The organism is Streptomyces sp. NPDC001828 (assembly GCF_042892175.1).
GTDB lineage: Bacteria > Actinomycetota > Actinomycetes > Streptomycetales > Streptomycetaceae > Streptomyces.
This window is the reverse complement of the sequence record NZ_JBIATV010000001.1, coordinates 1328337-1341443: the sequence shown is the minus strand read 5'-3', so window position 1 is coordinate 1341443 and position 13107 is coordinate 1328337. Positions and strand designations below refer to the sequence as shown.

12 protein-coding genes are annotated in these 13107 nt (G+C 67.3%); 8 read left to right on the top strand and 4 right to left on the bottom strand.

The window, feature by feature from the left end:
• Positions 1-6 precede the first annotated feature (6 nt).
• Entirely contained in the window at positions 7-2376 is a 2370-nt protein-coding gene (locus ACFYZA_RS06255; RefSeq protein ID WP_388487711.1) for an FHA domain-containing protein, read from the bottom strand.
• Between the two features lie 548 nt (positions 2377-2924).
• Between ACFYZA_RS06255 and ACFYZA_RS06250 the strand changes: the two genes are divergently transcribed.
• Positions 2925-3719, top strand: a complete 795-nt coding sequence (locus ACFYZA_RS06250) for an SDR family oxidoreductase (RefSeq protein WP_388487710.1) — start codon at positions 2925-2927, stop codon at positions 3717-3719.
• A 136-nt stretch (positions 3720-3855) separates the two neighbouring features.
• Here ACFYZA_RS06250 and ACFYZA_RS06245 read toward each other — a convergent pair whose 3' ends face one another.
• Both ACFYZA_RS06245 and ACFYZA_RS06240 read right to left on the bottom strand, forming a co-directional pair.
• The gene (locus ACFYZA_RS06245) at positions 3856-4767 is read right to left on the bottom strand and encodes a transketolase family protein (protein WP_388487707.1); all 912 of its coding nucleotides are present in this window, start codon (positions 4765-4767) and stop codon (positions 3856-3858) included.
• Between the two features lie 37 nt (positions 4768-4804).
• Entirely contained in the window at positions 4805-5506 is a 702-nt protein-coding gene (locus ACFYZA_RS06240; RefSeq protein WP_382589592.1) for a transketolase, read from the bottom strand.
• Positions 5507-5561: 55 nt separating this feature from the next.
• Here ACFYZA_RS06240 and soxR point away from each other — a divergent pair, with 55 nt between their 5' ends.
• On the top strand, positions 5562-6041 hold the full coding sequence (gene soxR, locus ACFYZA_RS06235; protein WP_388487704.1) for a redox-sensitive transcriptional activator SoxR: 480 nt from the start codon (positions 5562-5564) through the stop codon (positions 6039-6041).
• 116 nt (positions 6042-6157) lie between these two features.
• Here soxR and ACFYZA_RS06230 read toward each other — a convergent pair whose 3' ends face one another.
• On the bottom strand, positions 6158-7063 hold the full coding sequence (locus ACFYZA_RS06230) for a S41 family peptidase (protein ID WP_388487701.1): 906 nt from the start codon (positions 7061-7063) through the stop codon (positions 6158-6160).
• Between the two features lie 397 nt (positions 7064-7460).
• Between ACFYZA_RS06230 and ACFYZA_RS06225 the strand changes: the two genes are divergently transcribed.
• The 6 genes from ACFYZA_RS06225 (at position 7461) to ACFYZA_RS06200 (ending at position 13093) form a co-directional block, all read left to right on the top strand.
• Positions 7461-8117, top strand: coding sequence for a hypothetical protein (locus tag ACFYZA_RS06225; RefSeq protein WP_388487700.1), 657 nt, complete (start codon positions 7461-7463; stop codon positions 8115-8117).
• A gap of 989 nt (positions 8118-9106) precedes the next feature.
• The gene (locus ACFYZA_RS06220; RefSeq protein WP_388487698.1) at positions 9107-10036 is read left to right on the top strand and encodes a nucleoside-diphosphate kinase; all 930 of its coding nucleotides are present in this window, start codon (positions 9107-9109) and stop codon (positions 10034-10036) included.
• Positions 10029-10781, top strand: coding sequence for a YqcI/YcgG family protein (locus ACFYZA_RS06215; RefSeq protein ID WP_388487695.1), 753 nt, complete (start codon positions 10029-10031; stop codon positions 10779-10781). The genes ACFYZA_RS06220 and ACFYZA_RS06215 overlap by 8 nt, the downstream gene beginning before the upstream one ends.
• On the top strand, positions 10778-11950 hold the full coding sequence (locus ACFYZA_RS06210; RefSeq protein WP_388487692.1) for a GNAT family N-acetyltransferase: 1173 nt from the start codon (positions 10778-10780) through the stop codon (positions 11948-11950). The genes ACFYZA_RS06215 and ACFYZA_RS06210 overlap by 4 nt, the downstream gene beginning before the upstream one ends.
• Before the next feature lie 33 nt (positions 11951-11983).
• Positions 11984-12511 (top strand): thiamine pyrophosphate-binding protein, encoded by a 528-nt coding sequence (locus ACFYZA_RS06205; protein WP_388487689.1) that lies wholly within the window; start codon positions 11984-11986, stop codon positions 12509-12511.
• 6 nt (positions 12512-12517) lie between these two features.
• Positions 12518-13093, top strand: a complete 576-nt coding sequence (locus ACFYZA_RS06200; RefSeq protein ID WP_388487686.1) for a thiamine pyrophosphate-dependent enzyme — start codon at positions 12518-12520, stop codon at positions 13091-13093.
• Positions 13094-13107: the final 14 nt, after the last annotated feature.

Genomic DNA, 13107 nt, shown 5'->3' with positions numbered 1-13107 from the left:
GCGCTCCTACTTCCGCATGACGGCGGGTTCGTGGCGGCGCAGCAGCCTCGCGACCGCGTATCCGAAGACGACCGAGAGGACGACGAGCATGCCCATGTTGAGCAGCCAGACACCCGCGGAGTGCCCGAACAGCGGGTCGGTGGTCAGATCCCCCGGAACGATCCTGCCGAGGCCGATGGTCCCCGCCATGGCGCCCAGTGCCCAGCGCGACGGCACGAGCCACGCGAGCTGCTCGACGCCGGGCACCCCGTTCAGTTTGAGGAGTGCGCCGCAGAACACCACCTGGACGATGGCGAGGAGCACGAGCAGCGGCATCGTCACCTCCTCCTTGCGCACCAGGGCCGATACGAGGAGTCCCAGCATCATGGCGGTGAAGGCCAGCAGGGCCACCGCCAAGGTGACCTCCACCAGCGGTGGCAGGAGCACGCCTTCACCGCCGGGTGCGTTGAGGTCGACACCGAGCAGGGCGACCAGGGTCAGGACGACGGCCTGCAGCACGGTGATGGTGCCCAGCACGACGACCTTGGACATCAGATAGGCCGATCTGGAGAGCCCCACCGCCCGTTCTCGCCGGTAGATGACGCGCTCCTTGACCAGCTCCCGGACGGCGTTGGCGGCGCCGGTCAGGACTCCGCCCACGCAGAGGATGAGCAGCGCGTTCATCGCCGTCTCCTGCGTCAGCCTGCTCCCTGCGAGGGCGCGTGCCATCGCGCCCATCACGAACGGCAGCGCGATCATGATCGCGAGGAACGTCCGGTCCGCGCCGAGCGCGGCCGCGTACCGCCTTACCAGTGTGCGGAGTTGGGACCCCCAGCTCTGCGGCTTCGGCGGCGGCGCGAAGGATGCGGGCGCGGCCGCGCCGGTCCGCGCGAGGGGGCCGGGGAACGGCTGCGCGGAGGAGTTGGCGATGTACTGCTGGTGGAACGGCGATTCCCGGTAGTCGCGGGCCCAGTCCCGGTCACGTTCCCCTTCGAAGGCTTCGAATGCCTCCGGCCACTGCGTGAAGCCGAAGAACGGGAGCGCGTCCCGGGGCGGTCCGTAGTAGGCGATCTTGCCGCCCGCAGCCAGAACCAGGAGGCGGTCGCACACGTCGAGGCTGAGCACGCTGTGCGTGACGACGATGACCGTGCGGCCGTCGTCGGCGAGGCCGCGCAGCATGTGCATCACCGAGCGGTCCATGCCGGGGTCGAGCCCGGACGTCGGCTCGTCGAGGAAGAGCAGCGATGGTTTGGTGAGCAGTTCGAGTGCGACGCTCACGCGTTTGCGCTGGCCGCCGGAGAGGCTGTGGATGGGCTGGTCGACGCGTTGTTCCAGGCCGAGTTCGCGGATGACCTCGTCGACTCTGGCCCGGCGTTCCGCCTTCTCGGTGTCCTGGGGGAAGCGGAGTTCGGCGGCGTATCCGAGGGCGCGGCGCACGGTCAGCTGGGCATGCAGGATGTCGTCCTGCGGTACGAGACCGATGCGCTGGCGCAGCTCCGCGTAGTCGCGGTAGAGGTCGCGGCCGTCGTAGAGGACGGTGCCGCCGTCCGCGGGGCGCAGCCCGGTGAGGGCGTTGAGCAGGGTGGACTTCCCCGCGCCGCTGGGCCCGACGACGGCCAGCAGGCACTTCTCGCCCACGGGGAAGGAGACCTGGTCGAGGAGTGTCTTGCGGCCCCGGTCCACGGTGACCGTCAGGCCCTGGACGTCGAGCGACACCTCGCCCGTGTCGACGTACTCCTGCAGTTCGTCCCCCACGAGGCAGTACGCGCGGTGGCCGACGCCGACGATGTCTCCCGGCCCGACCGGGGCGCGGGCCACTGGCTGGCCGTTGAGGTAGGTGCCGTTGTGGCTGCCGAGGTCGACGATCTCGTACGTGCCGTCCGCGAGGACCCTCAGTTCCGCGTGGCGCCGGGAGACGACCAGGTCGTCGATGACCACGTCATTGTCGTCGGCGCGGCCGATACGGACCGTGCGGGCGGGCAACGGGCGTACGGTCGTCGGCTGCCGGAAGGTGCCCGTGGCCGAGGGCATGCTGACGGAGGAGGGGCGCTCGGCGGCGATCGGCTCGGGAGGAGCACGGCCGACGAGCACCGCACGGGGGCCGTCCGTGACGTTGCCGAAGCGGATGACGCTGCCCGGCCCGATGTCCCATTCCTGGATGCGCCGCCCGTCGGCGTACGTGCCGTTGGTGCTGTGCTCGTCCTCGATCGTCCAGTGGTCGAGCTCGGCGTGAAGGACGGCGTGATGCCACGAGACGCGGGCGTCGTCGAAGACGACGTCACTCAGGGGGTCGCGCCCCACGTGATAGTCCCGGCTCGGACTCATCACCGTGGAGCCGATGTCCGTCTCCAGGACGAGCTCGGGCGCAGTCGCCGCACGGGGCCGCCGCTCTCCCATGACCCAAATTCTACCTATTAGCCCACTTTCCCGCCTGGGCCGGGGGTGGCCGCGCCCGCCTGGGCCGGGGGTGGCCACACGCTCCGGATCACCGGACAGCACGGCTACGGCCCCAGCTCGGCCCTGACCACGGCGCCGGCCGACCCGACGCCGACCGCAGCGCACCGGCGCAGACGCGGCGCGACGCACGACGCACGACGCGCTCAACAGCGGAGCCGTGGACGCGCCGCGGCTGCGGCAGATTCTCGCCGGCCTTCCCGAGCCGCAGGCCGCCGACGGACGGCCACCTGGCCTCGCGGTCGCCGTGGCCAAACTGGCTCCGGCCGGGGGCCCGACCCCCGCCGACGGGGCCTGTTCTGTCCCCTCTGCGTACCGAACGTGGCCGGCCGCCCAGCGATTCCCGCTTGAAACGGTTCGAAAAGCGCTCCATTTTCGGGACCTGATCCGCTTGCTTGGAGTGCACTTCAAGGCCATAGCGTTGAGACAGCTGAACCGAATACCCCACGCGTCGACGCACCTTCCCGCACGACCAACTGGAAAGACGCCAAGTGGTAGACAACCAATTCACAACGCATGCAGAACTTTTCGATCTGCGCGGAAAGCGCGCGCTCGTCACCGGTGGCACCCGAGGCATCGGGATGATGATCGCGCGTGGCCTGCTCCAGGCGGGCGCCCGCGTGGTCATCAGCTCACGCAACGCGGAAGCGTGCGCTCAGGCGCAGGAACAGCTGTCCGCCTTCGGTGACGTGCGGGCCATCCCCGCCGACCTGTCCCGGCACGACGAGTGTCGGCGACTGTCCGACCTCGTCACCGCCGGCTCGGAGCGTCTCGACATCCTCGTCAACAACGCGGGCGCCATGTGGGACGAGCCGCTGGAGACGTTCCCGGACGAGGCCTGGGACACGGTCGTCGACCTCAACCTGAAGTCGCCGTTCTGGCTGGTCCAGGCGCTGCTGCCCGCGCTCCGCAAGGCGGGAACCGCCGACGATCCCGCGCGGGTCATCAACATCGGCAGCATCGCCGCCATTCACATCCCTCAGCGGCCCAACTACTCGTACTCCAGCAGCAAGGCCGCGCTGCATCAACTCACCCGAGTGCTCGCCAAGGAACTGGGACCGCAACACGTCACCGTGAACGCCGTGGCGCCGGGACCGTTCCAGTCGGCGATGATGGCTGCGACGCTCGATGAGCACGGCGAGGCGATCGCGGCGTCGGCCCCACTGCGCCGGATCGGCCGCGACGACGACATGGCGGGTGTCGCCGTGTTCCTCGCGAGTCGGGCGGGCGCGTACCTGACAGGCGCCGTGATCCCCGTCGACGGTGGTATCGCCACCACCGCATAGGGGCGAGGCGACCGTGCTGGTCGCAGTCCTCAACGAGTGGCTGTGACCAGCACTTTCACACCAGACCCTGGTCGTGAAGGTGAGGCGCCCAGGTGGTCGACGGCACGGCAGACGGCACGACGGCCGCACGGCCCGTTCAACTACGAGGGAGGGGGAGGAAGTCGCCGATCCGCCGTCGCAGTGCCATCGCGTCCAGTCCGTGCGCCGCCACGTGTTCGCCCGAAGTGCCGTAGCGGCGCAGCTCCTCGCGCGCCGTGCCGAGGGGCAGGATGCGATGGGGCACGTTCTGCAAGGCCTCGTTGGCGAAGGGCACCGATGTGCCGGCCAAGTACGGTTCGACCAGCACCACATCCGCCACGTCCATGCCCGCCACGGCAGCCCGCAGACCGGCCCCGTCGAAGGGGCGAACCGTCGAGGCGTAGAGCACGGTCACGTCCAATCCCTCCACCGCCTCAAGCGTGGCGTCGAGCAGCGGGCCTACCGCGACGACGACCCCGGCGCGGCCTTCGCGCAGCACCCGGAACCGGCCGGGGGGCGTCGGGTGGGCGGTGCGGTTGGACTGTTCGCTGAGCCGTACGTACACCCGGCTGTCTCCGTCGGCGGCCGCATGCCTGATCAGCGTCTCGGCCTCGTCGGGGTGGCCGGGTACGTGAACTGTCCAGCCGTCGAGGGTGTCGAGCAGGGCGATGTCGCCAGGCGCCTGGTGGGTGCGGCCGCCGGCAGCGATGTCGTACGAGGCGCCGGAGCTGACCAGTACCGCACCTGCTGCCTGGTGGCCCAGGTCCAGCTTCACCTGCTCGAAGGGGCGCTCGACAAGGAAGCTCGCGAAAGTGTGGACGACCGGGCGCATCCCGGTCAGGGCCAGGCCGCCGGCGACGCTGACGAGCAACTGTTCGCGGATGCCGACATCGATGACGCGGTCGGGATGAGCACGGAGTGCGTCTTTGAACCGGTCGCTCGAGATGACGGCCAGGACGACGGCCAGGCGGGGGTCTTCGTCGAGAAGGCGGCTGGTGACGTCGGTGAATCGCTCACGCATGGTGTCCATCGAAGAAGTCATCTTCTTTCAGGAGTTCAGAAGTATTTCAGTACTTGCGCTCGACGCGGGCGACGACGGCCAGTGGCCGCCCGGGATGCGGCGTGGTGAACGCTTGGTGGAGGGCTTCGTGATCACGGCCGTCCACGGTCATGGCCGCCCAGCCTTCGGAGGCGAAGCGGGAGGCGAGGCCGCCCCGCCAGCCGAGCGTGTCGGAGTCGTTGTCGATCGCGAGGACATGCAGGCTTTCCAGTCCAGTGGCCCCGGCGAAGGCGATCGCTTCGTGATTGCTGCCCTCGTCCATCTCGGCGTCGCCGACAAGCACCCATACGTTGCTGCCGGTCAGCTCCTGCGCCCGCAGTCCCAGGGCGGTGCCCACCGCGAGCGGCAGCCCGTGGCCCAGTGAGCCCGAGCCGATCTCGACGCCGGGGACGAGCGTCCGGTCCGGGTGGTGGCCGAGCGGCGAGTCGAAGGATCCGAAGCCCGGCAGCCACGCCTCGGGGATGAAGCCCTTGGCAGTGAGCACCGCGTAGAACGCCATCGGACCGTGCCCCTTGGAGAGCAGGAAGCGGTCCCGGTCGGCGGCGTCCGCGGTCTCGGGGGTCACCCGCAGCACACGGTCGTAGAGCACCCACAGCGCATCAAGGGTGGAGGTGGCGGCCGGGCCGTGCTTCTCGTCACCGGTCATCAACGACATCAGTCGTTGCAGATCGTCATAGTCGTACGCGGTGTCCGCGCTGGTCGAAGACATGACGAGAGTGTGCAAGTTCAAGCGCACTTGAAGTCAAGCAGTACGATCGACCCTCGTGAACTCCTCTCCCTCGCAACACGATCGCCTGACGATCGGCGACCTCGCCACCCGCAGCGGCGTCGCCACGTCGGCCCTGCGCTACTACGAGGAACTCGGACTCATCCGTTCCGAGCGCACCACCGGCGGACAGCGCCGCTATCCACGCGCCATGCTGCGCCGCGTTGCCTTCATCCGCGCCGGCCAGCGCGTCGGGCTGTCCCTGGACGAGATCCGCGCCGCCCTCGCGCGACTCCCCCAGGACCGCGCGCCCAACGCCACTGAATGGAATGCCGCCGCCCGCGCCTGGACCCACCACGTCGACGAACAGATCGCCCAACTGGAGCGCCTGAAGCGCAAACTCGCGGGCTGCATCGGCTGCGGCTGCCTCTCCCTGCGCAAATGCGGCCTCTACAACCCGGACGACACGGCCGCCGACAAGGGCCCCGGCGCGCGATACCTCCTCGACGAAAAGACCGCCGAGCCCCGCCAGCCCTGACCGGGCCACGCGTGGCCAACAGGCTCTGCCGTCACCGCGAGCTGCTCCATGACGGACGGCCGGGCGTGTGCGGCGCATCCGCCCGGCTGCGACTACGGCTTGAGGGGACGGACAGGTCAGTCCTCGAGTCGAGCGAGGGCCAGTGTGTGCGCGTGGTCGAGTGCGTCAGCAGCGGCGCAAGGGATGTCCGGCTGCACACCGGTGCCCTCCCAGTTCGCGCTCGAGACGGGGTTGATGGCGCGGCCGACAGGGATGGTGGCTTCCAGGTGTGGGTGCACGGTCCAGCCCTGGCACGGATGTGCGCCGCCACGGGTGCGCTCGCCGACCACTACGGCGCGGCCGAGCTGCTGAAGATCATACGCCAGTTCCTCGGCGGCGGAGAAGGTGCTGTCGCTGGCCAGCACGTACAGGGGCTTGCTGCCGCCGAAGCGCGCACCGGGAACGTGCGGCAAGCTCCAGGACTGCTCGCTGCGCTCGCCGTCGCGCCAGTACATGGTGTTCAGGTGGGTCCGCTCGTCGAGCAGGTAACTGCACACGAACGCGACCGTGTCCGGGTCGCCTCCCCGGTTGGCACGCAGGTCCACGATCAGCGCCCGGGCACGGGAGGTCAGGGTGAGTGCGGCGCTCAGCGGTTCGGCGGCCCACTCCAGCGGAAACAGCATCGGTGCCAGCTCCAGTACGGCGACCCCTCCGTCGAGCAGCTGCACCCGGGGTGCGCCGCCCAGAGACGTATCGAATTCCCTGCGCATGGACTCCAGGGTGGCCGCCCCTCGCTTCGGGGGCACCTGGCCGGCGTGGTGCTTCAGTCTGAGGTGCCGGTCGCCATTGGCGGACTGGAGGTCCTCGGTGACCAGCCGGGCGAGTTCCTCGGCGTCGTCCACGTCGTAGGCGCCTTCGGAGAGGCGTCGTCGCAGCAGGCCGGCGAGCTGATCGGCTATCTCGGGGAACACGTAGTGCTCGGTCAGCAGCCGGACCGTCTCGTTGATAACTGGTGCCGCCGGCAGCTTAGTTGATGTCGTCATGGCAGGGAGTAGAGCACTGCCCTCGCGAAAGCGTCAACGAATCCTGACATGTGCAGCATGCGCGAGCAGCCTCCGTCTCCGCTGCCTCCTGAGAACGTCCTGGAAATCAGGGCGCCTGAGCAGTTCGCGGCGCTCGCTCACCCGTCGCGTCAGCGGTTGCTCTTCGCCCGGCCTGCCACCACACGCCAGGTGGCGGCGCGGCTCGACGCGTAGAAGGGCAACCTCGCCCACCACCTCAAGGCGCCCGCTCCCCCGCCAAGACCTACCTGACACCGCGTCACCTACGTCTTGGCCCCGCGCAGCCGAGCGAACTCGGCTAGACGCGCAGGGCCGCCCATTCGTCAACAACGCACCAGCTGAGCCGAGTTGCAGCCTGCCCGCGCGATACGGTGCTGTCGTGTCTCGATCGAGCGAAGCCGGATCAGTCTCGTCTCCCGTCACCGCGGACGACGTCGGCCTTGCCGTGCGGCTCGCCGTGGGCATCCTTCGGGACGCACCCGCAGAGGGGTGGAGCGGTAAGGCCGGTTCGCTGGAGTGGGACTGCTGGGAGACCGTCGAACACCTCGCCAACGACCTGCTCTACTACGCCGTGCAACTGGGGCCACAGTTGCCGCCGTTGGACACCCATGTGCCTTTCGCGTTGAACCGGAAGAGGCCGGACGGCCCCGCGGTCTTCGTCTTCGCGGAACGTGACGCGGGTCCGGCCGGCCTCTTGCAGGTCCTTGAGGCGTGCGGCGCGCTGCTGGTCGCCATGGTGCGTACGGCGCCGCCCCAGATCCGCGCCCACCACGCCGCCGGGGTGTCGGACCCCGAAGGCTTCGCGGCGCTGGCGTTGCAAGAGACGCTGGTGCACATGCACGATCTAGCAGAAGGCTTCGGCCTCGCCTGGACCCCGCCCGAGGCTCTCTGCTCGCGGGTACTCGGCCGCCTGTTTCCAGAGGCTCCGGGCGGCGCGGATCCCTGGCTCACCCTGTTGTGGGCCACCGGCCGCGCCGAACTGCCGGGGCACCCTCGTCTCACCGCTTGGCGCTCGGACAGCACACCGCAGTCATAGGAGCGGATCGGCCTCAGCCACCTCCAGGCTGGTGCTCGTCCCCCGAGCGCGGCGAGAGCCCACCCGGCCGCCCGTTCCAACCGGCGCGCGGAGCAGGCCCGTTCATCGGCTCTCCTGCACGACAACCCGGCCCGCTCGACGCCGCCCTTACTCGACCGCCGCCGCCATGTCGCCCCAGCACACAGACGGGGGCGCTCCGATCGGCGAGCATGGCGCCGCGTTTCGTGGTGCGCCACCAACGGAGCCTGCGCGGAGTCCCTGCCGTATGTCCGGGGTCCTTGCTGTACGTCCGGAGTCCTGGCTGTTGAGGTCGTCCAGCGCGCGCACGACCTCTAAGTCGCTGCTGACCTGAACTCCCTTGCGGCGAGGCGGGGTTGAATCCCCACTCCCTCCCAAGGCCGCCCGTCAGCACACCGGCCAGTACCGAGTGCCACCAAGAAGGCCGACAAGTCACCCCAAGCCCGCAAAAGGGTCATACCGGAACGTTGGCGGAAACTGCTCGGATGCATATCCAGCCGTCAACTGCCAACCACTCATATCGAACGAATGGAGCCATGTCGCACGAAGATCACGCCACATTCAAGATCATTGCCGAGTGGACCTCAAGTGGATACAGGGTGAATCTGGGACAAACGCGAATCGAAGCGCTCACGAGGCGTCATGGCTTGATCCATCCGTGATCCATTGACGCACTCAGATCAACTACCTAGCTTGGTTGTTCGCGGATCAACTGTATGGAATACGGTCACCAAAACCCTCAATTGCACAGTCGCCGGCGCCGATTACCGACACAGACGAATACGCCAGACATTCCACGTCGGAAACGCCAGGAACCGTAGCTACGTGCCGAGCTACGCACCACGCTACGTACCGTGACACGTACCGATCTCCACAGTTCGAGCGGCCACCACCGGCCGCGTTCGTTGCCCTCTGCCGACAGAACCCAACCTACTGAAGTCCGTTCATGCAAGCGTGAAAGGATGTTAAAGATGGTGGACTGGTCCCGCAGCATCGTGGTGGTGGTGAGCCCGGATTCATTTATTCGTGGCGTGGGCCGCCGCATCGTGGATGAAATACTTGGTGCCGACTGCGAAGAGATTGCCTCACGGGTCATTCAACCCGGAAGTCTTCTCCTCGATACCATCTACGACGATCTGGCTCGCAACAGAATACACTTCGGCACCTACCGATACCGCGCGATCGACGCACTGTACGGTCTCGGCCCCTCGCTGGCGCTCCTTTTGCGCGGCTCACCAGGTATCCATCAGCGCTTCACCGAACTCAAGGGCTCCGGTGCTCTGGAGCGAGCCTCCCCTTCCTCTCTTCGCCTCCGGTTCGGGGCCGTCAATACGATCCTCGGGCTTATGCACGCATCCGACAGCCCCGAGGAAGCCGAGCTCGACTGGCAGACGTTCTTCGCCAGGGACTGGAACAACCTCGGCCACAGCGATGTCCCTGACGACCCCGCCCAATTGGCCAACCCCGGCGCGCGGGTGCTCGCCGATCTGCTCGACAGCCCTCCCGGCACCGGGGAAAGCCGGGGATTCCTCCAGGTGCGCGACCAACTCAGGCGCACGCTGATCGCGCACCTGTGGGAACTCCTGCCCGCCTCGGAAGCCCTCCCCGCAGCCAAGAACCTGGCCGAAATCAACGGCGCCATGCTGGACGACGATCTCGTCACGCAGATCGCCAAGAGCTTGGACGGCACAGCCGACTTGCTCCTCCGACGGGCCCTCACCGCGAGCTTCACGCCCGAGGAACCACCGCTGGATGTTGGCCGGCTCTGGCGCGTGCTGGAAGGTCACGGCATCCACGTAGACCCCTGGTCCCGTGCCGTCCTCACGACGTCGCAGCATTTCCCGCCGCTCACCGGCCCACAAGCAGAACCCTCGATACCGAGCGGCAACGCTCATGGATGAGACAACTGCCGCGCGGCTCTGGACCAGCGTGGATCAGGTCCCGTCCCGCACACCTCGGTGGGCCGCGGAAGAACAGCGGCGGGTCCACGACAAACTCCTGGATACGGAATCTCCCTACCCTTGCCATTTCGGTTCCATCGGCGAGAGCAAGGGGAGCAACTACTACACCTACTGGGATCAGTCGGCGGATTTTCCCAGCGAAGCGGCCGCCGTGGCGCACGACCTGGAGTCGTTCATAGGATTTCAGCGCGCCCTTCCTGACACTCGTCTTTCTCTGCTCATCTTGGTCGGCCCCGCCCAGGGCGAGGCGGAACTCGCCATGTACCGCGCCCAGTTCTGGCACATACTCTCCACCCTGCACACGTCGGACCGAGTTCCTCAGCCTGCCGACGCACCGGAAGACCCGGAAGATTCACAGTGGGAATTCACCTTCGCCGGTGAGCCTCTCTTCGCTTTCGGCACTTGCCCTGCCTACGGCCCCCGTCGCAGCCGCCAACTCGGCAAAGGGTTGGTAATCGCGATGCAGTGCAGGAGTGTCTTCCAATCCATCAGCGGTTCCACGGCAGCGGGGCGCGCGGCCAAGAAGCGTATTCGCCACAGTCTTTCCACGTACGAGGACGTCCCTCTTCTCGCGGATTCCGGAGACGGGACCGGATCCACGACCCAGAAGTGGAAGCAATATTTCCCCGAGGTCGACGGTCGGCCTCTGAGCGGAAAATGCCCCATCGTGTGGGAGAAAAATTGACGCGACCGGCCACAGCAGCCATATCCGCACCTACGCTCGTCGTCGACGAGTCGCTTCCCGCGAAGTGGCCCGACCAGACCTTCCTCGCCTCACCCGCATGGCTGGAAATGATGGGTGACCGGCCGCCGGGTCGCGGCTACTACTTCCGGCTCGTGCAGGACGGCATCACCCTCGCCGCGACCACCGGGTATCTGATCGACGATCAGGAATGCTACGAGTCGTTCAACATCCACGATCTGATGTGGCGCGATCCGCCGGTCTTCCCGGACCAGCGCAGGACATACGTCCGGCCGCCGGAGCGGGACGCCTCGTTCCCCTTCCTCGCGATCGTGCAGCCCGGCTATGACGCGGACGTGGTGGCCGACGCGGTTCACCACCGCCTCACCGCCGAGGAACGGGTCCACGGCCTTCTGACCGCTGTCACGGAGTGGGCGCGCCGGGCCGGCGCGGTCTGCGCGGCCGTTCTCTACGCCTCCGGCCCGGTACTGCCGGCCGTCCTGGGTGCCGACCCCTCCTGGTACCGGGTGCGAGGGACCGTACGGTCCGTCCTCGACGTCCCGGCGGGAGACTTCGACGACTACGTCGCCGGACTCACCAAGACCAGCCGTCAGAAGGTCCGTTGGGACCTTCGGGACCTCTCTGTCGCCGGAGTCCGTACCACCCGTGCCGACGGGGCCCGCCTCGGTTCGGCGGAGGTACGACTGCGCATGAACCTCATCGAGAAGTACGGGGGTTACAGCACTCGGGACATCGAGCGTTCACGGCTCGAGCGGCTCCGGTCGCTCTTCCCTCCAGAACGCCTCCATCTGTTCCACAGCAGTACACGGGACGACGAGATCCTGGCCTTCAGTCTCTTCATCTCACACGGCGATCAATGGCACGTTTTCTGGTGCGGTTTCGACTACGAGAACCCCGCATCACGCAGAACCTACTTCGACGTGATGTTCTACTCCCCCGTCCGTGCCGCACAGGCTGAAGGGATCCGGACGATCGACTACGGCCTCGGCTACGAGCAGAGCAAGAAGTGGCGTGGCTGCCGCGGAGCCCAACGTGACATCTGGGTCACCGATCTCAGCGGAAATCTCACCCCCTCTTTCGAAGCCGCCCTGCGCCATGGAGAGCCGGAGTTGACTCCAGCGGACGCACGGGACACCGATGCGGGTACGTAATGCAATCGCCGCCAGTCGATTGGGGACGCCGTCTTGAACGCACAGATCATGCACAAGGACGTTGACAATTCGACATTGATCGAGGAAGTCTTCGCAGCCGGATACGACTTCATCACCGGTGTACCGGACTCACATCTGGCCGGCTTCCTGAGCGCGCTGGAACAGCATGAGCGAGCCGCCGACTGCTATCTGCCCGGAACACGTGAGGACAACTGCGTCGGGCTGGCCGTAGGGGCCCGCCTCGCCGGTGCGACGCCCCTGGTGTTCATGAAGAGCGCCGGCCTCGGCACCTGCATCGATGCGCTGACCAGCCTGGCGCTGGTGTACCGGATCCCCCTGGTGCTGCTGGTCTCCTGGGCCGGCCACGACGGGCGTGACGTGCCCCATCACAACGTCATCGGCCAGCCGGCCCCCGCCGTGCTCGAAGCGCTCGGCATACCCGTACTGCACTGCCGATTCAGTGATTCGGCCGGCGTCGCGGAGCAACTGCGCACGGCCCATGAGGAGTCGGCTGCCTTTCGGGGGCCCGTCGCGGTGCTGTGCGCGCCTGATGGAAAGTGAGGAAGAGTGCTGAACAGGGACGAGGCTCTTGTCCTGATCAACCGGACGGCTCATGATGTCAGCGCGGCGGTCTTCATCGGAAATGGGCTCAACCCACGAGCGCTGCACGCGATCGCGGACCGCGACGAGAATTTCTACATGATGGGCAGTATGGGCCTCGCGCTCCCCCTGGCCATCGGATTCTCACAACGGTCGAAATCCACCGCCATAGCCGTCGAGGGCGACGGAAACACCCTGATGGGCATGTCCGCGATGGCTCTGGCTCCGACCGCTCGCGGAACTCTCGTCCACGTCGTCCTGGACAACGGGGTGTACGCCAGCACCGGTGGGCAGAGGTCCCCGGCCCACGCGTTCTCTTTCGTCAAGGCCGCCGAGGCCGCCCGATATCAAACAGTGGTTTCGGTATCGGACGGCAGCGCGCTCTCGAAGGCACTGTCCTCGGCAGTCGATGCTCAACACACCAGCTTCATTCACGTCCGCACGACAACCGATTCCGGTCCGCCACCGCCCCGGGTTCCCTATCACCCGGCCGATATCACCAGTAGGTTCACCGCCTGTTTCCATGAAAGCAAGGCCTGTTGAGATGAGGTGGCACT

Excerpts from the sequence above, each read along its gene's own strand:
- ACFYZA_RS06220 (WP_388487698.1), top strand. The coding sequence starts at position 9,107 with ATGGTGGACTGGTCCCGCAGCATCGTGGTGGTGGTGAGCCCGGATTCA.
- ACFYZA_RS06215 (WP_388487695.1), top strand. The coding sequence starts at position 10,029 with ATGGATGAGACAACTGCCGCGCGGCTCTGGACCAGCGTGGATCAGGTC.
- ACFYZA_RS06245 (WP_388487707.1), bottom strand. The coding sequence starts at position 4,767 with ATGGACACCATGCGTGAGCGATTCACCGACGTCACCAGCCGCCTTCTC.
- ACFYZA_RS06240 (WP_382589592.1), bottom strand. The coding sequence starts at position 5,506 with ATGTCTTCGACCAGCGCGGACACCGCGTACGACTATGACGATCTGCAA.
- ACFYZA_RS06230 (WP_388487701.1), bottom strand. The coding sequence starts at position 7,063 with ATGACGACATCAACTAAGCTGCCGGCGGCACCAGTTATCAACGAGACG.
- ACFYZA_RS06255 (WP_388487711.1), bottom strand. The coding sequence starts at position 2,376 with ATGGGAGAGCGGCGGCCCCGTGCGGCGACTGCGCCCGAGCTCGTCCTG.